Annotated in this window: 21 protein-coding genes; 9 read left to right on the top strand and 12 right to left on the bottom strand. The window is 64.3% G+C overall.

The features are described from left to right. Nucleotides 1–3: 3 nt before the first annotated feature. A complete protein-coding gene (gene bcsB / locus DVU99_RS00440; RefSeq protein ID WP_232823394.1) occupies nt 4–2,136 on the bottom strand; it encodes a cellulose biosynthesis cyclic di-GMP-binding regulatory protein BcsB in 2,133 nt (710 codons plus the stop codon). Nucleotides 2,137–2,850: 714 nt separating this feature from the next. Between bcsB and DVU99_RS00435 the strand changes: the two genes are divergently transcribed. Genes DVU99_RS00435 through DVU99_RS00420 form a run of 4 tightly spaced genes read left to right on the top strand, consistent with a single transcriptional unit; the run spans nt 2,851 to nt 7,285 of the window. Then, nucleotides 2,851–3,555: a DUF3348 domain-containing protein gene (locus DVU99_RS00435; protein ID WP_114238236.1), complete on the top strand. Its 705-nt coding sequence runs from the start codon at nt 2,851–2,853 to the stop codon at nt 3,553–3,555. A gap of 10 nt (nt 3,556–3,565) precedes the next feature. Further along, nucleotides 3,566–6,022: a DUF802 domain-containing protein gene (locus tag DVU99_RS00430; protein ID WP_114238235.1), complete on the top strand. Its 2,457-nt coding sequence runs from the start codon at nt 3,566–3,568 to the stop codon at nt 6,020–6,022. After that, nucleotides 6,019–6,666, top strand: coding sequence for an OmpA family protein (locus DVU99_RS00425; RefSeq protein ID WP_114238234.1), 648 nt, complete (start codon nt 6,019–6,021; stop codon nt 6,664–6,666). Before DVU99_RS00430 ends, DVU99_RS00425 begins: the two co-directional genes overlap by 4 nt. Continuing rightward, nucleotides 6,659–7,285, top strand: a complete 627-nt coding sequence (locus DVU99_RS00420; RefSeq protein ID WP_114238233.1) for a DUF2894 domain-containing protein — start codon at nt 6,659–6,661, stop codon at nt 7,283–7,285. The genes DVU99_RS00425 and DVU99_RS00420 overlap by 8 nt, the downstream gene beginning before the upstream one ends. A gap of 48 nt (nt 7,286–7,333) precedes the next feature. Here DVU99_RS00420 and DVU99_RS00415 read toward each other — a convergent pair whose 3' ends face one another. Then, complete coding sequence (locus DVU99_RS00415) at nt 7,334–7,786, bottom strand: DUF1801 domain-containing protein (RefSeq protein WP_114238232.1); 453 nt, start codon at nt 7,784–7,786, stop codon at nt 7,334–7,336. Nucleotides 7,787–8,499: 713 nt separating this feature from the next. Between DVU99_RS00415 and DVU99_RS00405 the strand changes: the two genes are divergently transcribed. After that, the gene (locus DVU99_RS00405) at nt 8,500–8,775 is read left to right on the top strand and encodes a SemiSWEET family transporter (RefSeq protein ID WP_114238230.1); all 276 of its coding nucleotides are present in this window, start codon (nt 8,500–8,502) and stop codon (nt 8,773–8,775) included. Nucleotides 8,776–8,951: 176 nt separating this feature from the next. Next, nucleotides 8,952–10,400 carry a DUF1254 domain-containing protein gene (locus tag DVU99_RS00400; protein WP_114238229.1) on the top strand — a complete coding sequence of 483 codons (1,449 nt, stop codon included), beginning with the start codon at nt 8,952–8,954 and terminating at the stop codon, nt 10,398–10,400. Nucleotides 10,401–10,588: 188 nt separating this feature from the next. Here DVU99_RS00400 and DVU99_RS00395 read toward each other — a convergent pair whose 3' ends face one another. The 8 genes from DVU99_RS00395 to DVU99_RS00355 form a co-directional block, all read right to left on the bottom strand. Next, a complete protein-coding gene (locus DVU99_RS00395; protein ID WP_114238228.1) occupies nt 10,589–11,041 on the bottom strand; it encodes a thioesterase family protein in 453 nt (150 codons plus the stop codon). Between the two features lie 306 nt (nt 11,042–11,347). Then, a complete protein-coding gene (locus tag DVU99_RS00390; RefSeq protein ID WP_157971309.1) occupies nt 11,348–11,824 on the bottom strand; it encodes an HXXEE domain-containing protein in 477 nt (158 codons plus the stop codon). Nucleotides 11,825–12,723: 899 nt separating this feature from the next. Then, complete coding sequence (locus DVU99_RS00380; RefSeq protein ID WP_114238225.1) at nt 12,724–13,428, bottom strand: GGDEF domain-containing protein; 705 nt, start codon at nt 13,426–13,428, stop codon at nt 12,724–12,726. Further along, entirely contained in the window at nt 13,428–13,832 is a 405-nt protein-coding gene (locus DVU99_RS00375) for a DUF1987 domain-containing protein (RefSeq protein ID WP_198670136.1), read from the bottom strand. Before DVU99_RS00375 ends, DVU99_RS00380 begins: the two co-directional genes overlap by 1 nt. 1 nt (nt 13,833) lies before the next feature. Next, on the bottom strand, nt 13,834–14,388 hold the full coding sequence (locus DVU99_RS00370; RefSeq protein ID WP_114238224.1) for a SiaB family protein kinase: 555 nt from the start codon (nt 14,386–14,388) through the stop codon (nt 13,834–13,836). An 8-nt stretch (nt 14,389–14,396) separates the two neighbouring features. Next, nucleotides 14,397–15,638 (bottom strand): PP2C family protein-serine/threonine phosphatase, encoded by a 1,242-nt coding sequence (locus DVU99_RS00365; RefSeq protein WP_114238223.1) that lies wholly within the window; start codon nt 15,636–15,638, stop codon nt 14,397–14,399. Nucleotides 15,639–16,226: 588 nt separating this feature from the next. Then, nucleotides 16,227–16,997, bottom strand: coding sequence for a TIGR00266 family protein (locus DVU99_RS00360; RefSeq protein ID WP_114238222.1), 771 nt, complete (start codon nt 16,995–16,997; stop codon nt 16,227–16,229). A 301-nt stretch (nt 16,998–17,298) separates the two neighbouring features. Then, nucleotides 17,299–18,276: a GlxA family transcriptional regulator gene (locus tag DVU99_RS00355; protein ID WP_114238221.1), complete on the bottom strand. Its 978-nt coding sequence runs from the start codon at nt 18,274–18,276 to the stop codon at nt 17,299–17,301. A gap of 123 nt (nt 18,277–18,399) precedes the next feature. On the opposite strand from DVU99_RS00355, the gene DVU99_RS00350 reads away from it, so the two are divergent. Then, nucleotides 18,400–19,041 carry an HD domain-containing protein gene (locus DVU99_RS00350; protein WP_114238220.1) on the top strand — a complete coding sequence of 214 codons (642 nt, stop codon included), beginning with the start codon at nt 18,400–18,402 and terminating at the stop codon, nt 19,039–19,041. Between the two features lie 167 nt (nt 19,042–19,208). Then, nucleotides 19,209–19,988, top strand: coding sequence for an alpha/beta hydrolase (locus DVU99_RS00345; RefSeq protein WP_114238219.1), 780 nt, complete (start codon nt 19,209–19,211; stop codon nt 19,986–19,988). A 150-nt stretch (nt 19,989–20,138) separates the two neighbouring features. Here DVU99_RS00345 and DVU99_RS00340 read toward each other — a convergent pair whose 3' ends face one another. After that, nucleotides 20,139–20,540: an FxLYD domain-containing protein gene (locus DVU99_RS00340; RefSeq protein WP_114238218.1), complete on the bottom strand. Its 402-nt coding sequence runs from the start codon at nt 20,538–20,540 to the stop codon at nt 20,139–20,141. Between the two features lie 386 nt (nt 20,541–20,926). Here DVU99_RS00340 and DVU99_RS00335 point away from each other — a divergent pair, with 386 nt between their 5' ends. Further along, nucleotides 20,927–21,757: an alpha/beta fold hydrolase gene (locus DVU99_RS00335; RefSeq protein WP_114238217.1), complete on the top strand. Its 831-nt coding sequence runs from the start codon at nt 20,927–20,929 to the stop codon at nt 21,755–21,757. A 35-nt stretch (nt 21,758–21,792) separates the two neighbouring features. Here DVU99_RS00335 and DVU99_RS19625 read toward each other — a convergent pair whose 3' ends face one another. Then, nucleotides 21,793–21,933 carry a hypothetical protein gene (locus tag DVU99_RS19625; RefSeq protein ID WP_157971308.1) on the bottom strand — a complete coding sequence of 47 codons (141 nt, stop codon included), beginning with the start codon at nt 21,931–21,933 and terminating at the stop codon, nt 21,793–21,795. Nucleotides 21,934–21,975 lie beyond the last annotated feature (42 nt).

Below are 21,975 nucleotides of genomic sequence, written 5' to 3'. Positions count from 1 at the left end.
GGCTCAGCCTTCGATGCGTCGTGAGGCAAGCCGGCTCAGCGCCCAGAACACGGTCAGCGCGACGAACAGTCCCGCCAGGATGCCAGCCAGCGCCATCAGCACCGGATAGCGTGAAATACGTACCCAGATCCACGCGTACCACGGCAGATGCCCGACGTAATACGTGTCTCCCAGGCGCAGGCCGGTGACCAGCTTGTCGCGCACCACGGTGAGGTCACCGCGCACGTAGGGTACCTTGCCGTTGTCCTCGAGCACATCGAGCAGGCTGTCCAATTGCGCCGATGAGGTGCCGCTCAGCGCCACCACGCTGCGGCCGCCGCGCAGCGGCGATTCGAAACCGATGAAGGCCGCGATGGGGCCGTTGGAACTGAGCACGGCGCGTCCCACCGGCACGGACTGCGCCTGGTCGCCTCCCAGGCGATCACCCCAGCCCCAACCTTCGCTGTGCTGGTCGCGCAGGGTCAGGTCGGTCTGGCTGCGCTGGATCAGCATCGGCAGTGACTTGCCCCACTTCGCCAGCAGGTCGTTGCCCGTGCCGGTGCCGATCACCAGAAGGTCGCGATCGCCCACGCTGTCCACGGCGCTCACCGGCACCACGGCGACACGCAGCGCAGGCAGGCCGCTCCAGCCGCCCAGCCGCCCCAGCAGGGTCAGTGCGGCTTCCGCCTCATGCGCATCAGGCTGGTCGGGGATCACCAGTGCCGTATCGGCCAGGTCCGCCATGCGGCTGAACGGGAAGCCGCTGCGCGCGAAGAACGTCAGGTTCGGCATCGCCGCGTAGTGCACGAAATCGCTGAAATCGATGGTGGACTCCGGATCGATCGAGGCACGCGCGCTGTCGGTGGCGGCGGAGACGCACAAGCCCGTCTTCTGCGAATCGATATGGAACTGGAATTGCAGCTGGTTGTTGCCCGCCACGCGCAACCCTGGCAGCGGCACCTTTTCGTTGGAGGGTACGTCGGTGGAGCTGAGCAACGGCACGTTGAGATGCGTCTCGTCACCGGTCTTGTTGAGCGGCTTGAGGCGGTCGGATCGCAGCAACTGGTCATTGATGCCCACGTTGAGCACCGAGTCGTTGTAGCTGGACGGCGCGGTATAGCGATAGCGCACATCCATCGGCACGGTGTAGTGCGCCCATGCAAACAGGTCCGGCGGGACCATCATGTCGATGCGGATGGTTGGCGGATTGAAGCCGGTGACCTCGAGCTGCTGCGGATCGGTAACCAGCTCCTTGAATGGAACCACGCGATCGGTGGGCACCCAGTTCGGCGCGTCGTAGGGCTTGCGCTCCGCCCCCAGGTCGACCTCGTGCACGATCGCCGAATCGCCCGACATGCCCGCCTGCCCAAGCGCCAATGCATTCGCCGCCAGCTGCAGCTCCTTGGCGTCACGCCCGGCCACCACCAGCAGCTTGCGGCCCGACTCCGGCGGACTGGCCGGGTTGGCCATCACCAACACGGTGGGACCCTTGATCTCGGGCAGGTGCACGCCTTCGGGTTGCGCGTTCGGCAAGGCGAACGCGATCGCATGCTGGTCGGCAGGCGGTGCATTCAGCACGGGGAAGCGCTCGCCACGCCATGCCGCGAGCGAACCCAGCCATGACGCCACCACGCCCGCCGCGCGCATCACCTGCGCGTCGGCGTGGACCGGCAGCACGAACGGCACCACCACCGGGCGCTTGTCGTGGCGGTCGAAGAACGGGTTGGGCAGCAGCGCGAGATTGTTGGCGAGGGCGACGTCCGAGGTGGTCAGGGTCAGCGAGGAGTCCTGGCTGATGTCGGTCCACAACGAGGAGTGGTACGGGTCCTCGCAATGGTCGAGCGTGTAGTGCGCGATCATCTGCACGCTGATGCGATTGAAGTCGGTGAACAGGCGCGGATCGAGGTCGATCTCGCGGGTGACGCGCTGGTCGGCCTCGTCCTTGCTCATCGGCAGCGTGGCCACCAGCTCGCCGTTGAGATACACCTTCAGGTGCGAAAGCTGGTAGATCAGCGCGGGCGAATAGCTGTAGTTGAGCGTCAGCCTGGCCGCGGTCACCACCTCGTCGTTGCGGATATCGACGCTCATCACGCCAGTCGGATCCAGGCCCCGCAACTTCATCGGCCCGTACACGCCCAGCTGGCTGAGGTTGAGCACGCGCACACGGCCGGGTGCGCTCGCCGGCGGCGCTGGCGTCCCGGCACTGGACGCCGACGCCGGCTCCGCCGCGGTCGAAGCATGCGCCGGCAACGCCGGCTTGGTGGCGGCCCCTGTCTCCGCAGCGCAAGCCAGACTCGACCACAGCAACCACCCCGACAGGAGCACACCGAGACAAGCGAAAGGGGATGACCGCATTGCAATACGCCTTGGGCAATTGGTAGGACCCCGCGGGCGGACACTAGCTCCCGCGGACTCAGCGTTTCGCGAACATGCCTCGGCAAACCGTCACTGCGTGCTGCCGCGCCTGCCACGCGTTCGACCATTGCGACATCTGCCCCGGCGTCGAGCGTCCCCTTCACCGGCCCCTCTTTCCGCCAGCTCCCGTGGGCGGTGATCCGGTTGGCACCCCTCGACCACGGACATTTGCCCCACGGCACTGCTACACACCCGCTCCACACGCCCCATCGCGATCCATCCGCCGTGACCTCAACGGCCCTGATTTGCCTCTACGAATCAGGAAGATCCGATGAAAAAAAGGTGAAGCGATCTTCACGCCAGCCGCGTGAAAAGCGGGCGCAAGCCCGGCGCACCGCGCGGCAGCGCAGTTCCGTCTCGTCACCAGCGCGCCGGCCGCACGAATCCGCCCCTGTCCCGGGGCAGCAGCTGCAACCCGATAGCGTGTAAAATGGTTAATTTTTGGCCAGAACCAGCATGGTGCAAGCACCTCCCAGGACGACTGTCCATGGCCCGACGTTCGTGCGCCTGCTGGCACGCCTGGCGGACGTCGAGGTGGCCCCATCCAGGCAAACCCTGTCGGACCGGTTGAGCCAGTGGCTCGACTGGACCCATGCCATTGCCCTGTCCACGGCGTTGGACGGCCGCCCGGCCTCAGCCGAGACGCCGGCTTTCGGCAGCGCCGAAGAAGATGAGTGCGCCCGCGTGCGCGCTGCGCTGGCCCAGTCCATCGTCGGCCCGCGCGACGCGGAACCGGCTGCGGACCTGACGAGTCCGGAAGCCATCGACTACGCGCCGTTTCGCCAACGCTATCTCGCCATGCAGCGCTCCATGCAGGCGGCCACCGGCAACCTGCGGGGCCGCTTGCGCGACCTGCTCGCCGCCTCGTCACGCGACATGGCAAGGCTCGCCGAGGTGGATGCCGTCATGGAGCGGGCCCTCAGCCCGCGCGAGCAGACCCTGCTGGCCTCGGTGCCCGGCCTGCTGGGCAAGCATTTCGATCGCCTGCGCGACGCGGCCGCACAGGTGCTGCCCGGCGAGGCCGCAGACCCGCAGGCCATGCCGGCCACCGCTGCGTGGCTGGAGGTGTTTCGCAAGGACATGCAAAGCGTGTTGCTCGCCGAACTGGATGTTCGTTTTCAACCGGTCGAAGGCCTGCTTGCAGCGCTTCGCACTCGCTAACTGGTAAGTCATGCTCAGAAATCTTCTCAATCTCGCTGTGTTCCTCGCCGGTCTCGCCGCGGTGTGCTGCATCGCCGTGGGCTATATCGGTTCCAATCCGCTGGGCGCCGTCGTTGCGACACTGATTGGCGCCGGCTACCTCGCGGGCGGGCTCGAGTTGCTCCGCTTCCGCCAGGCCACGTCCACGCTGCAGCATGCCCTCGCCGGCCTGTCCTCCGCACCGGACAACCTGGATGCCTGGCTGCAACGCCTGCACCCGAGCCTGCGCAACGCGGTGCGCCTGCGCGTGGAGGGCGAGCGCGTGGCCCTGCCGGCACCGGCGCTGACCCCTTACCTGGTTGGCCTGCTGGTGTTGCTGGGCATGCTCGGCACCCTGCTGGGCATGATGGCCACGCTGCGCGGCACGGGCCTCGCCCTGGAAAGCGCCTCCGACCTGCAGGCCATCCGGGGTTCGCTTGCCGCCCCGGTCAAGGGCCTGGGTTTTGCCTTCGGCACCTCGATTGCCGGCGTGGCCAGTTCGGCCATGCTTGGCCTGTTGTCCGCACTGTGCCGTCGAGAACGGCTGCAGGCCGCGCAGCAGTTGGATGGCAGCATCGCCACGACCCTGCGCACGCATTCGCGCGCGCACCAGCGTGAAGAAATGTTCCGCCTGGTACAGCAACAGGCTCTGGCCATGCCTACGCTGGTCGATCGCCTGCAGGCGATGATCGCCGCCGTCGAGCAGCAGAACCAGGCCGCAAACGAGCGGCAGCTGGCCAGCCAGGATGCCTTCCATACCCGCACCGAGGCCGTATACACGCGCCTCGCGTCCTCGGTGGAGGCTTCGCTGAAGGACAACGTGGCCGAGGGCGCACGCGCCGCCAGCGCTGCCCTTCAGCCGGTGGTGGAGGCGACCATGGCCGGCCTTGCACGCGAAAGCGGCCAACTGCGCGACAGCGTCAACCTCGCCGTGCAGCAACAACTTGAAGGGCTCGCTGCCGGCTTCGAACGCAACAGCGCCAGTGTCGCGAAAATCTGGAGCGAGGCACTCGCCGAGAACCAGCGCGGTCACGCATCGCTCATCCACGCCATGCAACAGCAGCTGGACAGCGTGGCCACCGGCTTCGAAAGCAGCACCGCGTCGGTGGCGAAGATCTGGAACGACGCACTCGCCGAAAGCCGGCGTTCGCACGAGGGACTCACCCTCGCGGTGAAGCAGCAGCTCGAGGACGTGACAGCGGGCTTCGAAGGCACGACCACCGCGGTCGCCCGGATCTGGAACGCCGCACTCGCCGCAAGCCAGCGCACGCACGAGGGGCTCACGCTCGCGGTGAAACAGCAGCTTGAAGGCGTGACGGCAGGTTTCGAGAGCGGCACCGCGTCCGTGGCAAAGCTCTGGAACGAGGCCCTGGCTGAAACGCGCCGCACCCATGAAGCCCTGACCGGCGATCTGCGCGGCAGCCTAGCGCAGTTCAGCGATACCTTCGGCGAGCGCTCGGCGGCCCTCCTGCAGGATGTCTCCGTACGCCTCGATGCCTCCGGCGCAGCGACCACGCAAGCCTGGAACGACGCGCTGTCGCGACAGCAGGCCATCAACGCGGAGCTGTCCAGCCGCAACCAGCAGGCGCTGGACGAAGTCACCGCCCGTTTCAACGAGCGTGCGGCGTCGTTGGTCGGCGTCGTGCAGCAGTCGCATGCGGACCTGCAGGCCACGCTGGAAGCACGCGACGAGGCGCGCCTGAAGGCCTGGGCCGATAGTTTCGGCGCGATGAGCGCGGCAGCCGGCAAACAGTGGACCGAGGTGGCGCTCCAGGCCGCCAGCAGCCAGCAGGCCATCTGCGACACGCTGTCGAAGACCGCCGCCGAGATCTCCGCACAGGCGCAGGCACATGCTGGCGAAACCATCGCGGAAATCTCGCGGCTGGTGCAGGCCGCTTCGGAAGCGCCCAAGGTGGCGGCCGAAGTGGTTGCCGAACTGCGCCAGAAGCTCTCTGACAGCATGGTGCGCGATACCGCCATGCTGGAGGAACGCAGCCGCCTGCTGGCGACGCTGGAAACCCTGCTCGATGCCGTCAATCACGCATCCACCGAGCAGCGCGCGGCCGTCGACGCCCTGGTAGGCACGTCCGCCGACCTGCTCGACCGCGTGAGCACCCGCTTCACCGACCACATCGAGGCCGAAACCGGCAAGCTCACCACGGTCGCCGCGCAGCTCACCGGCAGCGCGGTCGAGGTGGCCAGCCTTGGCGAGGCCTTCGGTGGCGCCGTGGATCTGTTCGGCAAGTCCAACGAGGCCATGGTCGAACGCCTGCAGGACATCGCCGCGGCACTCGACAGATCGCAGGTTCGCAGCGACGAACAGCTGGCCTACTACGTGGCGCAGGCCCGCGAGGTCATCGACCTGAGCATGCTCTCGCAGAAGCAGATCATCGAGGAACTGCAGCTGGCGGCGCGCCAGCAGGCGGCCGCCGGGGCTGAAACGGCATGACCGACGAGTACGAGCTGGAGTCCGAATCGACGGCACCGATCTGGGCTGCCTTCGGCGATCTGATGTCGGTTTTGCTCGGCGCGTTCGTGCTCATCCTGGTCGGCGTGATCGCCGTGCAGCTGCAACTGTCGAACCGGCTGGATGCGGAAATGAAGCAACGACAGGCCGAGGCGCAGCGTCGCGTGTCGTTGGAAAAGGCACTGGCCGCACCGTTGGCCGCCGGCCGCGTGACCCTGGTCGACGGGCGCATCGGTATCCGCGGCAACGTGCTGTTCGCGCTCAACTCGGACCAGCTGCAGCCGGAAGGTCGCGACCTGCTCAACAGCCTGGCCGGTCCGCTAGCCGAGTATCTGCGTTCCCGCGACGAGATCCTGATGGTGAGCGGCTTTACCGATGACCAGCAGGTCCGCGATGGCAATCACCAGTTCACCGACAACTGGGAGCTGTCGGCCGAGCGCGCGCTCACCGTGACCCGGGCCCTGATCGCCGATGGCGTGCCTGCCTCCTCCGTGTTCGCTGCGGCGTTCGGCTCGGAACAACCGGTGGGCTCCAACACCAGCGAAGAGGGACGCGCACGCAATCGCCGCGTGGAAATCGCCCCGGTGCCGAAGTCGTCCACCACATCCGCGGCCAGCCATGACTGACCACGGCAGCGCGGTCCAGGCGACACTCGATGCGTGGCGGGCGCGACAGGCCGACCGCATGGATCCGCTGCGCTTCCTGCTGATCGAAGCACTGCTACGCCGCGCCGGCCACCACCACGGCGAAGCCCGGCAACGGCTCGCGCATCGGCTGCAGACCCTGCTCGACGCCTATGCCCACGACCTTGCCCGCCGGGACGCTGCGGTGGTGGGCACCGTGTCTGAAGTCCGATCGAGACGCGGTGCGCTGGGCGCGCTGGCCGATGGCATCCCCGAACGTGACAGCGGCACCGGCGTATCGTCCACGCCCTATCCGGAATTGGCCCTGCTCGACGAGTTCCGCCATCGCTGGACCCGCTTGCGCGGCGCCAGCCAGCTGCGCCAGTCGCTCCAACAGGCGCCCACCAATGCCGGACCGCTCAACTCCAGCGCCCTGGTACACCGCTCCATCGCCTTGATGCGCGAACTGTCGCCCGGCTACCTGCAGTACTTCCTGTCGTACATCGACAACCTGTCGTCGCTGGATCAACTAGGCGGCGAGTCCTTCGTACCGAGGGAGACGGCCCCAGCCGCGCCGCCGCGCAAACGCAGCAAGAGCCGGGCGCGCACCCCGCGCGAGTGATCCTGCGCACAGCCTCCGGGCTGTGCAGAGCCACCCGGCGTGGCTGACTCAGGTTTCCCGGCGCTTGCCCGGCGTACGCTTGGCCGGCGCACGCCCTGACGCAGACTTTTTCGCTGCGCTGCTCTGCCCGCGGGAATGGTTGTAAGCGATGGCGGCGCGAATGAGCTCCTTCAACGCGCGCTGATCGATAGTGTCGCCTTCCAGGAAATCGATGGCACGCCAGGCGCTGCCGCCGAGCCCGGCATTGAAGAGTCGTTGCGGATCGACAAGCTTCGCGCCATGGGCAAAAGTGAGCTTTACCTTGGCCTTGTGCGCGTTGCCCACGGCGAGCATGCCGTCGCACGACCACACCGGGCTGCCCTTCCACTTCCATTCCTCCACGATGGCAGGATCCGTTTCGAGGATGGTCTTGCGCAAGGCCGCCAGCATCTCGCCGCGCCAGTCGTCGATCCCGGCGATTAGCTGATCGATGTGTTCCGATGGATGGTCGCCAATGCTCATGCCTTCCGTCCCTGCTGCCTGCGGGCCCTGCGCCGATGAGAACACGCGACAAGGGCTCCGTGCCATCTCGACCTGGTCAAGCAGGCGACCGAGGCGGGCTGGGCGCAACAAGCCGCGGCTCCCGCACCCGTGCGGAGCCGGTTCCGGAGATGGTCGATGACGGACGTACCCTGGGCCGTCGATCACATCTGTCGCCACCAGACCGTGTGGGCGACGACCTTGGCACTTGCCCGACGATGCAACCGTTGCTGCGCCAGAATCTCCTTGGGCAGAGACTGTTGCGACACCGGGAGCTCGGCTTGCGCGACCCTCGCCGTGGGAACACGGCCCTGGCACCCCGCAGCGACGCACACCCCGAACCCGATCAAGGCGAATACATAGCCACGCATGACACCCCTCCTTCCCTCGCGCGTCGGACTTTCGAGACCAGACAACGCCGGCCCCGGATACATGCCTCCGGAATGCCGACGCCCGCGATGGAGTGAACATGCCTCCACGACGCATAAGGCAGAGGCTAAATATCGTCAACAATATGTTTTTTCGCTTGAATGCCGCGTCATGCCCCTCGCGGCGGTTTGCACGACATATGCATCAAGGCATATGCATCCCAGTGATCCCTGCGATGCAACGATGCCCACCATCGTGGCCTTGCCTCCAGATCGCAACAGGGCCGCTTTTCCTGCCCTTGCGCACAGACCCTCGAAGGAACCGTCATGGATTTCACGCATGCCGTTGGATTCATCGCCGGATTCGGCACCACCGTGGCCGCCGTCCCCGACCTCCTGACCATGCTCAAGCGCCGCTCGAGCACCGGCATGAACCCCAGGATGGCGGCCGTGCTGGCGTGCTTCCAGGTGGTATGGGTGTACTACGGGCACCTGATCGGTTCGGCCCCCATCATGCGCTGGAACATCATCGCCGTAGTCATCAACACCGTGACCGTCGCCGCCTACTTCCATTTTTCCCGTGCGGAAAGCCGGCAGCTTTGAGCGGCGAATTGCGGGGGCGCGCACCGCGATACGGCAACGACATCGCCCGTAGCCAACTAGGGAGCCGAGCTTGTTCGGGCATTAAGTAGTTTTACTGATCGCACGGCCGTAATTGTTCCGACGAGAAACCTACGGCGATGTGCTGCCATGGGCGCATCCCACCCAGGGCAGCCGCCATGAATACCCGCATCAAGCTCGCAATCTCAGCGTGCCTGCTCCTGGCGATGGCAGTGCCCGCCGTCGCGCAGGAGTACAACTTCAAGGGCGGCTACCCGGACCCGCAGACCATCCAGAAGGCCTATGATGCGGCGGATCTCAATCGCGCCATCGAGGCGTACAAATTCTTCTATCCCACCGTGTCGGGTGAGGCGATCTTCGAGGGCAACCTGCAGATCGGCCTGAAGGTCAACAAAGCCTTTGGCACGCTCGATACCAAGCCCAAGCACATCGGTTACACGCTCAACTCGGACACACCGTATGCACCCGTGCTGCTCGACCTGAGCCAGGGACCGATGGTGGTGGAAATCCCGGCCGGCCCGCTGATCGTCGTGGCCATGGACGTCAACCAGCGATGGGTAGCCGACATGGGTCTTCCCGGCCCCGACGCCGGCAGGGGCGGAAAGCACCTGCTGCTGCCGCCCGGATACAAGGACACCGTGCCGGACGGGTACCACGTGTGGCATTCCTCATCGAACTATCTGCTGGTAGGCGTGCGCTCGCTGCCGGTGGGTGGTGATGTGCCCGCCGCGATCCAACGCATCAAGACGGTCAAGGTGCATCCGCTCAATCCGCCGCCGGGCTGGACCGATCCCACCTGGGCCGACCTGACGCCGAAGCCGCAGGACACCACGCCCTTGAAGTGGGAAGACAACATGAAGTATTGGGAGGTGCTCGCCAAGGTGATCGATCGCGAGCCGGTATTCGAAGGCTATCGCAATTTCTATGGCGAACTGGCCGCGCTGGGCATCGTCAAGGGTAAGCCGTTTCATCCCGACGCCCGCATGACGCGCATCCTCACCGAGGCGGCGAAAACCGCCAATGCGCAGATGCGCGTGCAATCGTTTGCCGACCGACGGCCCGATCGCATCGTGTGGCCCGACCGGCAATGGGAATGGGTCGGCCTGATTTCCGACAACGGCAATTTCGATGCGCCTTCGTACACCGACCTGGAAGCGCGCGAACTGTGGTTCTACCAGGCCATCGGCGCCTCGCCTGCCATGTTCCGCCGCGGCGCCGGTGCGGGCTCGGTCTACTGGCTGGGCCTGCGCGATGCCGGCGGCGCCTACCTGGACGGCGGCAAGACCTACAAGCTGAGCGTACCGCTGCCCGTGCCCGACAAACTGTTCTGGTCGGTGACGGTCTACGACAGCGAAACTCGCAGCCAGATACTCACTGACCAGGGCAAGGCCGCACTGCGCTCGCTGTTCGAGTTGAAGGGAAGCGCATCGGCCACCAGTGGCAGCGCCGATCTCTACTTCGGCCCCACCGCGCCCAAGGGCCACGAAGCGCAATGGATCAAGACCATACCGGGCAAAGGCTGGTTTGCGTACTTCCGTGTCTACGGTCCCGAACAGGCTGCGTTCGACGGCACCTGGAAGCCCGGTGACTTCCAGGAGGTGAAGTAGCCTCTCGACGGGTTCCGCCGGGTAGCGGCATGAAACTGCACCCTGCGCCTGCGAACCACTCTAGATGAATTCATCCGCGCCTAGGCCAACGTGGTGTTCGCCCGGAGACGTTGACCGTCGTCGGCACACGTCACGGGCACCCGGGCGGCCGTGCACGGGGATTTCAATTACACGCGACCTGCGAAAAATCAGCCGTGCGCCTTGATGCTTGAAGGAAGCACGACGAAGTCTTGGGTTCTTTCCAGCGACTCCATCGCCGCCATGAGTTCCTGCGGTGGTGCCACGAGCCTGCGCTCGTTGAGATCCAGCCATCCACCCGCGCTTGTCACCCGCGCGCTGAGCTTGCCGTCCGGCCGGAATATCTCGTGTCGCAACAGGAACCGGCTTCCGTCGTCGGAGTGGCCGGCGAGCGCGTACGTCACCGTGATCTGCTGTTGCAGACCGACCTCCTTGAAGTATTCGACTTCATCCTTCATGACCACCGGCCCTATCCTCAGGCGCATGAATTCCTCCATCGGAAACCCATGCTCCATCAGGAACATCTGCCGCACGTCCGCCGTCTTGTCCAGGTAAGCCGTATTGCGCATGTGGGAGTTGAAGTCCATGTCACCCCAGCCTGCATAGAGAGTCTTCGTGTACATGCACGTGCTCCATTGGCTGTGAACAGCTGGCTTCGGGCCATACCGCTTGCGTCATCCCGCAAACGCACATCCCTTGCCCAGAGCCTGCGACCTTACTCGCTTTTTGCCGCCAAGACCCCCATCGCCCTGCCGCGCAGGCAACTGGCCGGCTCTCTTGCGCATGGGTATCACCGACCGTCACGGCTTGTGCATGTGCGATTCCATAAGCATCGGGCAGCCCAGCGACCACCCGGCTCGCCCGCCATGGCGAGAAAAGGCTACGCACGGGTTCAATCAGTACAAAGCCGCGCCGTGTCGCCTGGCCGCTCAGGTGGCGAAGTGATACACGCCGGCCCAGATCACCAGGAAAAGCAGCACACCACCAACGGCGAATGAGCCGATGGCTTCCGCCACCGTCTGGCGGCCGTCGCGAACACCCGCGACCACGACCATGAGGGACACCGGATAATAGATGAGCGACGACGTGATCAGGCCGGGCGAGTAGTATCCGGTGAGCACGGTGTACAACAGGTGCGCGCCAAAGTTCCAGAACAGATTGCCGCTCGCCCAGGCCATGAGCAGGAACGCCGACAGGCGCGACTGGCTACGGCTGGCCCACGTGCAAAGGCTCAGCAGTATCGCCATGAACGCGGCGTTGTTGGTGAAGAACAACGCGGGCGGCATTGGCGAGCCGTGCATGTGGTCCACGACGTAGCGTGGAAATCCACTGAACCACTCATCGCAGATATGCACCGCATAGGCTGCAGGCATCAGCCAAATCAGTTTACGGAAGGGTGCACGCATCCAAACGGCTCCAGTGCCATTCATCGATTCCGACCACGTTAGCAGCGCCGCTGCCCGGAGGTTATCCCCTGGAACGTCCCAACCGTGCGATTCGGAAAGGGCCCGCCCAAAGGGTTCCGAAGTGGGGCAAAGGCAGGCCAGGAGCGTCCTCTGACAGCAACACACCAAGCATTCGTGGAGTGCCTTCAGGCCAAATTCGCATGGGCAGCGCGCGATGGGACCTGAAACTCGTCCTCGCAGCGCGAGGCATGCGGCCCAATCGCCCGTGCGGCCTGCCACGCCACAGGCTCACCTGCGATCGCGAACAGAGCCAATCCAAAGCACGCCAGCACCCTGCCGTTATGCACCTTTTGTCGCATCACAGGCCCACACTTCATCGTGAATTGTCCGCTGGAGGTCGAAAGCGAGCAGCGTCACCCACCGTATCCGGGCACCCATGCCAGGCTCCAAAGGCTCTCGATACGCCCCTCAGCCAGCTTCCCCCAAAGCCCTAAAATGCTGTCGAACGACAAACCACGCATGTGCCACGGACCGTCTCCAGTCTCCACATTTTCAAGCCAAACGATACCTGAGCGGAAGGCGCTGATGGACCACCCAGACTCATGGGTCAAAGACACGTCGGGGTGCTCATTGCTGGCAAGACGGAGAGATTCAAGCAATGCGGCCATTTCCTCGATCGAAGGCTCGCGAAGGGTCTCGCCAGACCTGTTGCACGCAAAACAGCTCATCGCCTCCACCTTTTCGTCCAATCCGCTTCGGGAAGAGAACGGACCTTGCCAGCGACCGTGTCCGAGCAGCACATTCCCACGCTCAGGCTTTGCGCAGGGAACGTTCCATTCAGCAAGGAGCGCGTCATCACCATCGTCACCCGCCTCCGAAGGAGGCGCATGGCGCCTAGTTCAAAAAGCCACGGAATTCCTGCCGCGACGTTTTGCTTCGTACAGCGCAGCGTCTGCACTGCAATAGGCCTCGGTAAACGTGCCGCCGGATGGCGTGAAGCTGACCCCGAAGCTTGCCGTAACGATGCGACCGACCGGCATGTCGAACGGAGAGGCGGCAACTTGTGCGCGCATACGCTCGGCCAGGGCGGCGGCGACTTGCAACTCCATTCGCGGCAACACGACGGTGAATTCTTCGCCGCCGACACGGCCGATTTCCACGGGTTCAGGGGCGATGGTGCGCAACCGAGCAACGAGTTCCACGATCACCGCATCGCCGGCCGGATGACCATGCGCATCGTTGATGCGTTTGAAATGATCGATGTCGAGTACGATCAGCGCGACCCCATCGCTGCGCAGGTGCGCCTCGGTCAGTTCGATGACAGCCAGCCGGTTGAAAGCACCGGTCAAGGAATCATGCCTCGCCTTGTAGTCGAGTTCGGCGGCGAGTTGGGTCAGCCTGGCGTTGAGGATGTTGAGTTCGCGTTCCTGGCGGTCGCTATGCATGATGACACGCCTTGTTTCGCGCACCAGCCGGCGAAACTGGGCGATGAGAGTACCCAGCGCGTCGCGATAGCTCCGAGCATCGAGCGAATCCAGCGCATGCGTGTCCGTAGCGGCACGCAGCGCCAATTCCTCGGCTTCAAAGAGATCGTGCTCACCCATCAACTGGCAGTTGGCAGGTCACGGAATTCAAGCGCGCTGAAATCGTCACGCAACTCACTACCGAAATCCCCGATGGTGTCGTCTTCCGGATCGTAATGCCAGTTCAGAACAACATGCACGCCGCGCTCCGCCGCGCTGTTTAGCGCCTCGAAGAAGGCGAACAGCATTTTTGTGCTGGAGCTGTTGAAGTAGATCAACGCGATATCGACCTTGATCGTGGTGCTTTCGTCGCAGCCGGCCAGGTAGTCGTTCAGTTGCCTCATGATGCTGCCATAGAACGCAGCAGCGTTCTCCGGATACGACTCGCCCTTCAGGGTGAGTTCGTGCGCATCGAAGCGGAAGTCAACCTCGGGCGAGTCCGCCGTTGCCGGCAGGTAAAGATTTTCCATCGTTGCATCATTCATGTCAGACAGTCACTTTTAGATAGAAAATCATGTCATCGTGGTCATCGAGGGGCGCGAACTCGAATTCGAGCGGCTTGCTGGCATCGCGTGCGACCGTGAGGAATCCGAGCCCAGCGCCCTTGCTGCCCTCCGGCTGCTCGGCGCGCAACGTATCCTGGTAGGCACGCTTAATCTCTTCCAGCGTCATTGACTTGAGCGGCTCGAGCTTTTCGCGCAACGGACTTATGTCATTCGCGGCAACTCGATTGGAACACATCAGGTAGAAGCGACCCTCGGCATGGCCGATGCAGACCGAGCCCTGGCGGACTTCGGCGTCGTCCTGCGTCACCGGAGTGAGCGCCTCGGACGAGTAGTGGATGATGTTCTGCGCCATCTCCACAAAGCAGGAGAAGAGCTTGCGCTTGACCGACGCGGTGGTGTCCGCCTGCTTCATGCTCAACTTGATCGTTTCAGCCATGGCCGAAACGATGGTCTGCGAGAAGTAGCCGTAGTAGTAGAAGACGATCCTGCGCTCTTTGACAAAGTCCGAAAATATGCGGTATTCGGAATGGTTCATGTGGGTTCTCAGGGTACTCGCAGGCAGATAAGGGAAACGTCGTCACGGCGCCGGTGTTGCCCTTGGTATTCGACATGCGCCTGGACGATCGCGTCAGCCTGTACTGGCGCAGGCATTTCACGGTAATCGTGCAGCAATTGGCGCAGGCGGCGCTTGCCGAAGCTGATGTTCCGGGGGCCGCCGATCTGGTCGGTCAGGCCATCGGTAGCCGCGTACAGCAGGTCGTTCTGCTGTAGCGACAATGTGCGGTTCGTCCAACGGTAGTCGATTGGCGTGGCGACGTAGCCGACGCCGACACGATCCGTTTCGTGGGTGGAGGCCATCTCCGCACCGACCGAAAGCACATGCAGCGGCATGCGCGCCCCCGCATAGGTCACCACACGGTCCCTGAGATTGATCCACATGAACAGGGCATCCAGCCCATCGTCGGATTGTTCACCGACAGCCCGCGAACCGATTTGTCCGAGTGATTGCTTGATCTTGTGGTTAAGCGTGCCAAGCAACTGCGCGGGGTTGGCAGGATCGTCGCGTTCCAGTGCCTGAGCCAGCCATGACGACGAGATCAGTGTCATGAAGGCGCCCGGCACACCATGCCCGGTGCAGTCGCCCATCGCGATGAAGACGCCCTGGTCGAATTTGGCGCACTGGAAAAAATCGCCGCCAACCGTATCGCGCGGCTGCCACACGATGGCCGAATTCGGCAGCTCCGCCTTCAGGACTTCTTGCGAGGTCTGCAGCATGGCGCGCTGAATGACACTCGCGTAGTCGATGCTTTGCATGATCTGACGATTTTTGGCCTCCTGCAGGTCGGCAACCTTGCCCATGAGGTCAAGGCCAAACCCGATGCCGAGGAATTCGTTGTCGCGCACCACCAGGAATCCGTCGGCGAGCGCATTCGTCTGGCTGTCGGCCACTAGTTTCGCGGTACGCTCAAGCGACGTATCCGCTTCGATGACTAGCGGTTGCCTGTCCATGAAGGCGACGCAGCTCTTGTGTTCATGCAGTTCCTGCCGGAATGGCTTGGCCATCTCGGACTGGAACGTGTGCCGCTTGATGAGTCCGCGCACGCGCGTGCCATCGACCACCGGCAGACTGATCAACTCCCGGTGCTGGTCGAACAGGTCGCGTACCGTTGCATTCGTGTCCGTGGACGCGACCGTGGGCACCGGTCGACAGAGGTTTGCGGCGCACTGCATCTCAGCTTGCCCGAAACTCCGAATTATCGGCGTGATTTGTGATGAAGTCGCCATTCCACCCCCTTGCTGCGGGTAGGATCAAAAGGTTTGATGACGAATTAATGACAGGCCATGCGGCGCAAAGGTGCTCGGAAATTGGCCGAAGCAGGGGCTGTTTTGCCGGTTCGGTCAGAGACCGATCGTGATGTCGTTGCCATCGTGCACATCGCAAGGCGCGCGCCGTGAACTTGGCCCCTGCTTCGTCCGGGCCCTTTTGGATGACAGCCTTTCTCGCCCGGGTGCGGTTTGAGGTCGGAAGCGATCTGGGCGGTCCAATCGTCCTGACTAATCGCGCGCTTTCCTTGGACAGACCTTCGAGAGCAGCAGCATGACTACCCCCATGCCAAGAGCCCAGGCGAATGGCCTGGGCCGGTAGAACCCCGAGCGCGATTCACCGGCCTGGCCTCCACGCTCCTCGCCCATCGCTCATCGCCCATCGCAACGATATGGTCATCTCTGACGCCCGGCAGAACTCGCTGCCGCTTGTCGAGCCCTGGCGGATACCCACGCGTTCGAGGGGATGAAAGTGGCAAGTGCTTTCCATCACCCGCCGTGTGCCATGCGGTGGATGATGGCCATGCAATCCGCCCGTCGCGTTGCAGCTCAGTTGTCGTCACCGCTGAGCAGCGAACCCATGATGCCGCCAAGCAGCGCCCCGCCAACGGTCGCCCGCGCGCCACCGCCTTCGTTGCTGGGCAGGTATTCGGCCACCTGGTGCGCAAGGCGCGCGATGGGCAGCGTTTGCAGCCACACCGTGCCCGGGCCGGTGAGCGCCGCAAGGAAAATGCCGTCACCGCCGAAGATGGCGTTGCGAATGCCAGGCACTGTGGTGATCTGGAAGCTCACCGAGGACTGGAACGCACCCACGTGCCCCGGATGAACCCGCAGGGTTTCGCCCGGTGCCAGGTCCTTGCGGATGAGCTCGCCGGAAAGCTCCAGCCATGCCGTGCCGGTGCCGCCCACGCGCTGCAACACGAAACCGTTGCCGCCGAAGATGCCCGCACCCAGCGACTGCTGGAAGCCCACGCCCATGGTGACCTGCGGCGTGGCACACAGAAAGCCGTGGCGATGCACCAGGAATTCGTTGCCCGGGCTTACCGACACCGGCACGATGTGGCCGGGAACCTTGGTGGCGAACGCCACTTCCCCTCGCGCGCCCACGGCCCGGTACTCGGTCATGAACAGGCTGCCGCCGCTGACCACACGCTTGAACGCGCCGAACAAGCCGCCTCCGCCGCCCATCTGGGTGTGCGTAGTCATCTGTACCGAGGCGGTCATCCACGAGAGCTCACCGCTCTCGGCGAAGACGCTGTCGTTGGGTTCGAGCTGCACTTCCAGCACGGGCATCACCGTGCCCTGGATACGTGTCTGCATGGGGTTCCCCTTGATGATTGGATGCGTAGCGGGCGTTATCAAACCGGCGTTGCCGCCTTGGTCGGGCAACGGACGCGCACAGCCTGCCGAGCCCGGCGCCTGCCCGCAAGCCGTCCCACGCCACTGATCACTGCTGCAGCGGTGGCTTTTCCTCTACCCCGATAGACGGAACGAAAGATCCTGCGCCCGTCACACGCGCAAGCCGCATGCGCAGGCCCTGCACCGGACCTTGTGACGCGACCGAAGACGCGAGTGTGCGGACACCCGGGACGCAACACTCGGCTACTTGTCGTTATCCGCGCTATCCCATCGATGCGTGCCGCTTTCGATAATCGGTCGGTGTAACGCCCATGTGCTGCACGAAGGCACGCCGCAGATGGTTCACGTTGGTGAAACCACACAGCGCGGCGACCTGCTTGGGCGCGCGGCCACCCTGCTCCAGCCACTGCCGTGCGGCCGCGACCCGCGCCGACTCCACCCAGTCTGCGGGCGTAGTGCCCACCTCGCTGCGAAACAGGCGCGCAAAGTGGCGGGGGCTGAGTCGCATGCGTTCGGCCAGACGTGCCACGCCGTGGTCCTCGGCCAGGTTGGCCAATACCCAGCGCTGCAACTCCTGCAGAGACGATCGCCCCGCAGGCGCCGCCTCACCCTGGCGGCTGAAAGGGGCCTGACCTCCGGGCCGCCTGAAGTACATCACCAGTTCGCTGGCAACCCGCATCGCCAGTTCGCGCCCAAGGTCTTCTTCCACCAGCGACAAGGCCAGGTCCAGGCCGGCTGTTACGCCGGCGGCCGTCCTGAGCTTGCCGTCCGCGATATGCAGCGCGTCTTCCTCGACCCGTATGCCCGGATACCGCTCGGCAAGCGCACGCGCCACCGCCCAGTGCGTGGTAACGCGGCGGTTTTCCAACAGACCGGTTTCCGCCAGCAGAAACGCACCGCTGCAGATCGAACCGTATCGCCGCGCGCGCCTGGCCTGCTGCAACAGCCACCGGGTGAGCGCCTTGGGTGGATCCTGCTCGGCGACATGGGGCGCGCCGGCCACCAGCAAGGTATGCACCGGCTCGGCTTCGTCCGGCGTGGCGTGTATGGCCTGGTCGGGCAGCAGTTGCACACCCGAGGAACTGCGGATCGGCGCGCGGGAGAGGCCGATCACGCGCGGCTGATAGAACTGCCCGCCAAGCTGCGCGTTGGCCTCGGCAAACACGTCCAGTGGCCCGGCCACATCCAGCAGCTGCACTCCCGGAACAGCCACGATGGCCATGATGCGCGGCTTTGGCATGGTTCACCTCGCGGCGTCTGCAAACGGCTCGATATGTCTTTAATTTGAACATTATTCAAATTGAAGACGGACGACGGCGAATCCTAGCATGGCTGCACCCCAACCTCCGCCAGGTATCTCGCCATGACACGCACCATCGAAGGCATCCAGATTCCCGACAGCCAGCTCGCCCGTGAAGTCACCCAGTTCGTGCGCGACACGGAAACCGAGCTGCTGTTCAACCACTCCAGCCGGGTGTACTGGTTTGGTGCGTTGGCGGGCAGGCAACGCCGCCTGTCGTTCGATGCCGAGCTGCTGTACGCCGGCGCGATGTTCCACGACGTGGGGCTGATGCCAACGCATAGCAGCCCGCACGACCGCTTCGAAGTGGACGGTGCCAATGCGGCCGCCGCATTCCTGCGAGCCCGCGGCATCGCACCGGCCGATATCGACACGGTATGGACGGCCATTGCGCTACATACCACTCCGGGCATTCCGCAATACATGCACCCGGTGGTGGCGCTGGTGACGGCGGGCGTCGAGATGGATGTACTTGGACTCAGCTATGACCAATACGACGATGCCACGCGCAACGCCGTGGCCGGCCTGTATCCGCGAACGCCCCACTTCAAGGAAGACATCATCCAGGCGTTCTACGATGGCATTCGCCACAAGCCCGAAACGACCTTTGGCAATGTGAAAGCCGACGTGATCGCCGACAAGGAGCCGCACTTCGTCCCCGGCAATTTCTGCAAGGTGATCCGCTGCTCCCACTGGGCCGGCTGAACGGTTTCCGGGCCGATCGCAGAAGGCATGCGCCGGAGGTAACCCTCGCCGGCAGCCAGGCGAAGTATCCGCGTCGGGCCGCGGTCATGGCTGCGCAGGCAACGATGTAGCGCGCCTGCCATCTCCGCCCCACCTCCAAGGCCATCCCCACCCAAGGACAAGGAACCATGAAGATCACACTGTTGAAACACGCTTTACTGGCATCGGCGCTGGCGCTCGGCGTGACCGGCGTCACCTCGGCGCAGGCCACAGGCAGGGTCAACAACATCGTGCTGGTGCACGGTGCCTGGGTGAACGGCAATGGCTGGAAGCCCGTGTACGACATCCTGGGGAAGGATGGCTACCACGTCGCCATTGCCGAGCATCCACTGACTTCATTCCAGGACGACACCACCGCGGTCAAGCGCATCGTCGACATGCAGGATGGGCCCACCCTGCTCGTCGGCCATAGTTACGGTGGCGCGCTGATCACCGATGTCGGCAACGACCCCAAGGTGGTGGGCTTGGTCTACATCGCGGCACACGCGCTCGACGAGGGCGAAACCGAAGTGGCCAATGGCAAGCGCTACCCCAGCGCCACCAGCCAGACGGCCGACATCAAGAAGACAGCGGACGGGTTCCTGTATCTGGATCCTTCGAAATATCCCGCCGATTTCGCAGCCGACCTCCCGCCGCCGCAGGCCACGTTCGAGGCGAATGCACAGGAGCTGACGGCAGCCTCCGTATTCACCTCCCCGGCCGGCCATCCCGCCTGGAGGGACAAGCCCAGCTGGTACGCGGTAGCGACCGCCGACCGCATCATCAACCCCGACCTCGAACGCATGTACGCGAAGCGTGCGCACAGCCATACCATCGAGATCCAGGGCGCCAGCCACTCAGTGTACGAATCGCATCCCCGCGAGGTGGCGACACTGATCGAACAGGCGGCCAGCCTCGCCATGCCATGATCGTTCCGCATGCGTGAAGACAACGATCGTCATGCAGTGGAGTGAGCGGGCAAGCCGGCCTATCGAGGCCGGCAGATGACGGGGATGGCCGCCAAGCGAGGCGCTACTCCGGGTGGCTGTCACGGAAGTGTGGCGCCACCCGGCCCAGCGCTACTCGGTGTCGATCCGAATCAGCCGGGCGCGACTGACATTGCCGCGTGCCCCCGCGTGGAATTTCCAGGTCTGGCCCGGATCGATGTCATGCACCTCGGCCACGGCGCGACCGATCACCCGCCAGTGCACGTCATAGAGGCGAAAGCTGATGCGTGCGGTGTGCACGCGCTTCCTGCTCACATTGGTCAATGTACCCACGACCTTGTTGCGACCCGGCGTCACATCGCGCTCGACGCGATAGGAGTCCATGCGCAATCCATGGGGGTCTGCACGAACCACCGGCGCGGCCATGCCTGTCGTCGCCAGGCCAAAGCCGAGCAGCGCCTGGAATACCATCCAACCCGGATGCATCGAGAGCCGCGAGCCCCGCGCGGTCGATTCCAACGTCTTGCCTTCCACCCAACCTCCACTTGCAGGCGCGTTCAGTCGCGCCCTCGTTGACCGCAGCACGAATTGCCGCCGGCGAATTCTCTCGCGTGCGGCAAGGTGAAGGGAACAGGTACCACCCGGTTGACGCTCATTTCACCCGCGGAAGAGGATGGTTGCGCGACGCAGATCGGCTCCTGTCCAAGGGTGGCAGCGGGCAACAGGTCACCCATCGCGGCCACCCCCGAAACATCGTGACCAGGCTCCGGCTACGCCCTTCACCGGCCGGCTTGCAGTACGCGCCCGGTGGCACGTGTGAACCGCTGCGCCCAACGCTCACCAGCTCTCCCGCGCACCCTGCGCTCGCCGCGAGCGTCCGGGATGCACCTCGTCTCCACCCAACCAGCGCAGGTACGCCCATGGGAAGCAACTACATCAAGACCAAAGACGGTGTCGAAATCTTTTACAAGGACTGGGGCAAGGGCCAGCCCATCGTGTTCAGTCATGGTTGGCCGCTTTCGGCCGATGACTGGGACGCGCAGATGAATTTCTTTCTCGCGCACGGCTACCGGGTCATCGCCCACGACCGCAGGGGACACGGGCGTTCCACACAGACCGAAAGCGGCAACGACATGGAGCATTACGCCGCCGACCTCGCCGCACTCACCGAAGCGCTGGACCTGCACGACGCCATTCACGTCGGCCATTCCACCGGTGGCGGCGAAGTCGCCCACTACGTGGCCAGGCACGGCCTGAAGCGCACCGCGAAGATTGTGCTGATCAGCTCGGTGCCGCCGGTGATGGTCAAATCCAAGAGCAACCCGGAAGGCACCCCGATCGAGGTCTTCGACGGCTTCCGCCAGGCCCTGCTGGCCAATCGCGCGCAGTTCTACCTCGACATTCCCACCGGGCCCTTCTACGGATTCAACCGGCCGGGCGCGAAGGTCTCCCAAGGTACCATCTGGAACTGGTGGCGCCAGGGCATGATGGGGGGCTCCAAGGCGCACTACGACTGCATCAAGGCGTTCTCGGAAACGGATTTCACCGACGACCTCAAGAAGATCGACAAGCCTGCCCTGGTGATGCATGGCGATGACGATCAGGTGGTCCCGTACAAGGACGCCGGGGTGAAGTCGGCCGAGATCCTCAAGAACGCCACGCTCAAGATCTACCCGGGTTTTCCGCATGGCGCGCTGACCACCGAGCACGAAACCATCAACGCCGACCTGCTGGAATTCATCCGCAAGTAACCCGGCCGCGCCCTGCCGCCAAGGCAGGGCGCGCTTTACTCGAGCGCGTGCAGGTGCACGCCAAGCAGCAGCTTGATCAGCACCATGAAGGCGAAGCCGGCCACGGTCACCGCCAGCACCACGCCCAGCACCAGCCGGGCCACTCCGGCCAGCACGATTCGCCAGTTGAACTTCATGGGGCGGCGTCTCCGTCCATTTCGATGTACCCCCGAGCCGGC

Source organism: Dyella sp. C9, from assembly GCF_003332825.1.
In the GTDB taxonomy this organism is placed as follows: domain Bacteria; phylum Pseudomonadota; class Gammaproteobacteria; order Xanthomonadales; family Rhodanobacteraceae; genus Dyella.
The sequence above is the reverse complement of the archived record's forward strand: the minus strand, read 5'-3'. Positions and strand labels throughout refer to the sequence as shown.

Bases quoted from the DNA above. Each gene is read 5' to 3' on its own strand.
- DVU99_RS00435 (WP_114238236.1), top strand. From the start codon at position 2,851: ATGGTGCAAGCACCTCCCAGGACGACTGTCCATGGCCCGACGTTCGTG.
- DVU99_RS00430 (WP_114238235.1), top strand. From the start codon at position 3,566: ATGCTCAGAAATCTTCTCAATCTCGCTGTGTTCCTCGCCGGTCTCGCC.
- DVU99_RS00425 (WP_114238234.1), top strand. From the start codon at position 6,019: ATGACCGACGAGTACGAGCTGGAGTCCGAATCGACGGCACCGATCTGG.
- DVU99_RS00420 (WP_114238233.1), top strand. From the start codon at position 6,659: ATGACTGACCACGGCAGCGCGGTCCAGGCGACACTCGATGCGTGGCGG.
- DVU99_RS00415 (WP_114238232.1), bottom strand. From the start codon at position 7,786: ATGAGCATTGGCGACCATCCATCGGAACACATCGATCAGCTAATCGCC.
- DVU99_RS00405 (WP_114238230.1), top strand. From the start codon at position 8,500: ATGGATTTCACGCATGCCGTTGGATTCATCGCCGGATTCGGCACCACC.
- DVU99_RS00400 (WP_114238229.1), top strand. From the start codon at position 8,952: ATGAATACCCGCATCAAGCTCGCAATCTCAGCGTGCCTGCTCCTGGCG.
- DVU99_RS00395 (WP_114238228.1), bottom strand. From the start codon at position 11,041: ATGTACACGAAGACTCTCTATGCAGGCTGGGGTGACATGGACTTCAAC.
- DVU99_RS00390 (WP_157971309.1), bottom strand. From the start codon at position 11,824: ATGCGTGCACCCTTCCGTAAACTGATTTGGCTGATGCCTGCAGCCTAT.
- DVU99_RS00380 (WP_114238225.1), bottom strand. From the start codon at position 13,428: ATGGGTGAGCACGATCTCTTTGAAGCCGAGGAATTGGCGCTGCGTGCC.
- DVU99_RS00375 (WP_198670136.1), bottom strand. From the start codon at position 13,832: ATGAATGATGCAACGATGGAAAATCTTTACCTGCCGGCAACGGCGGAC.
- DVU99_RS00370 (WP_114238224.1), bottom strand. From the start codon at position 14,388: ATGAACCATTCCGAATACCGCATATTTTCGGACTTTGTCAAAGAGCGC.
- DVU99_RS00365 (WP_114238223.1), bottom strand. From the start codon at position 15,638: ATGGCGACTTCATCACAAATCACGCCGATAATTCGGAGTTTCGGGCAA.
- DVU99_RS00360 (WP_114238222.1), bottom strand. From the start codon at position 16,997: ATGCAGACACGTATCCAGGGCACGGTGATGCCCGTGCTGGAAGTGCAG.
- DVU99_RS00355 (WP_114238221.1), bottom strand. From the start codon at position 18,276: ATGCCAAAGCCGCGCATCATGGCCATCGTGGCTGTTCCGGGAGTGCAG.
- DVU99_RS00350 (WP_114238220.1), top strand. From the start codon at position 18,400: ATGACACGCACCATCGAAGGCATCCAGATTCCCGACAGCCAGCTCGCC.
- DVU99_RS00345 (WP_114238219.1), top strand. From the start codon at position 19,209: ATGAAGATCACACTGTTGAAACACGCTTTACTGGCATCGGCGCTGGCG.
- DVU99_RS00335 (WP_114238217.1), top strand. From the start codon at position 20,927: ATGGGAAGCAACTACATCAAGACCAAAGACGGTGTCGAAATCTTTTAC.
- DVU99_RS19625 (WP_157971308.1), bottom strand. From the start codon at position 21,933: ATGAAGTTCAACTGGCGAATCGTGCTGGCCGGAGTGGCCCGGCTGGTG.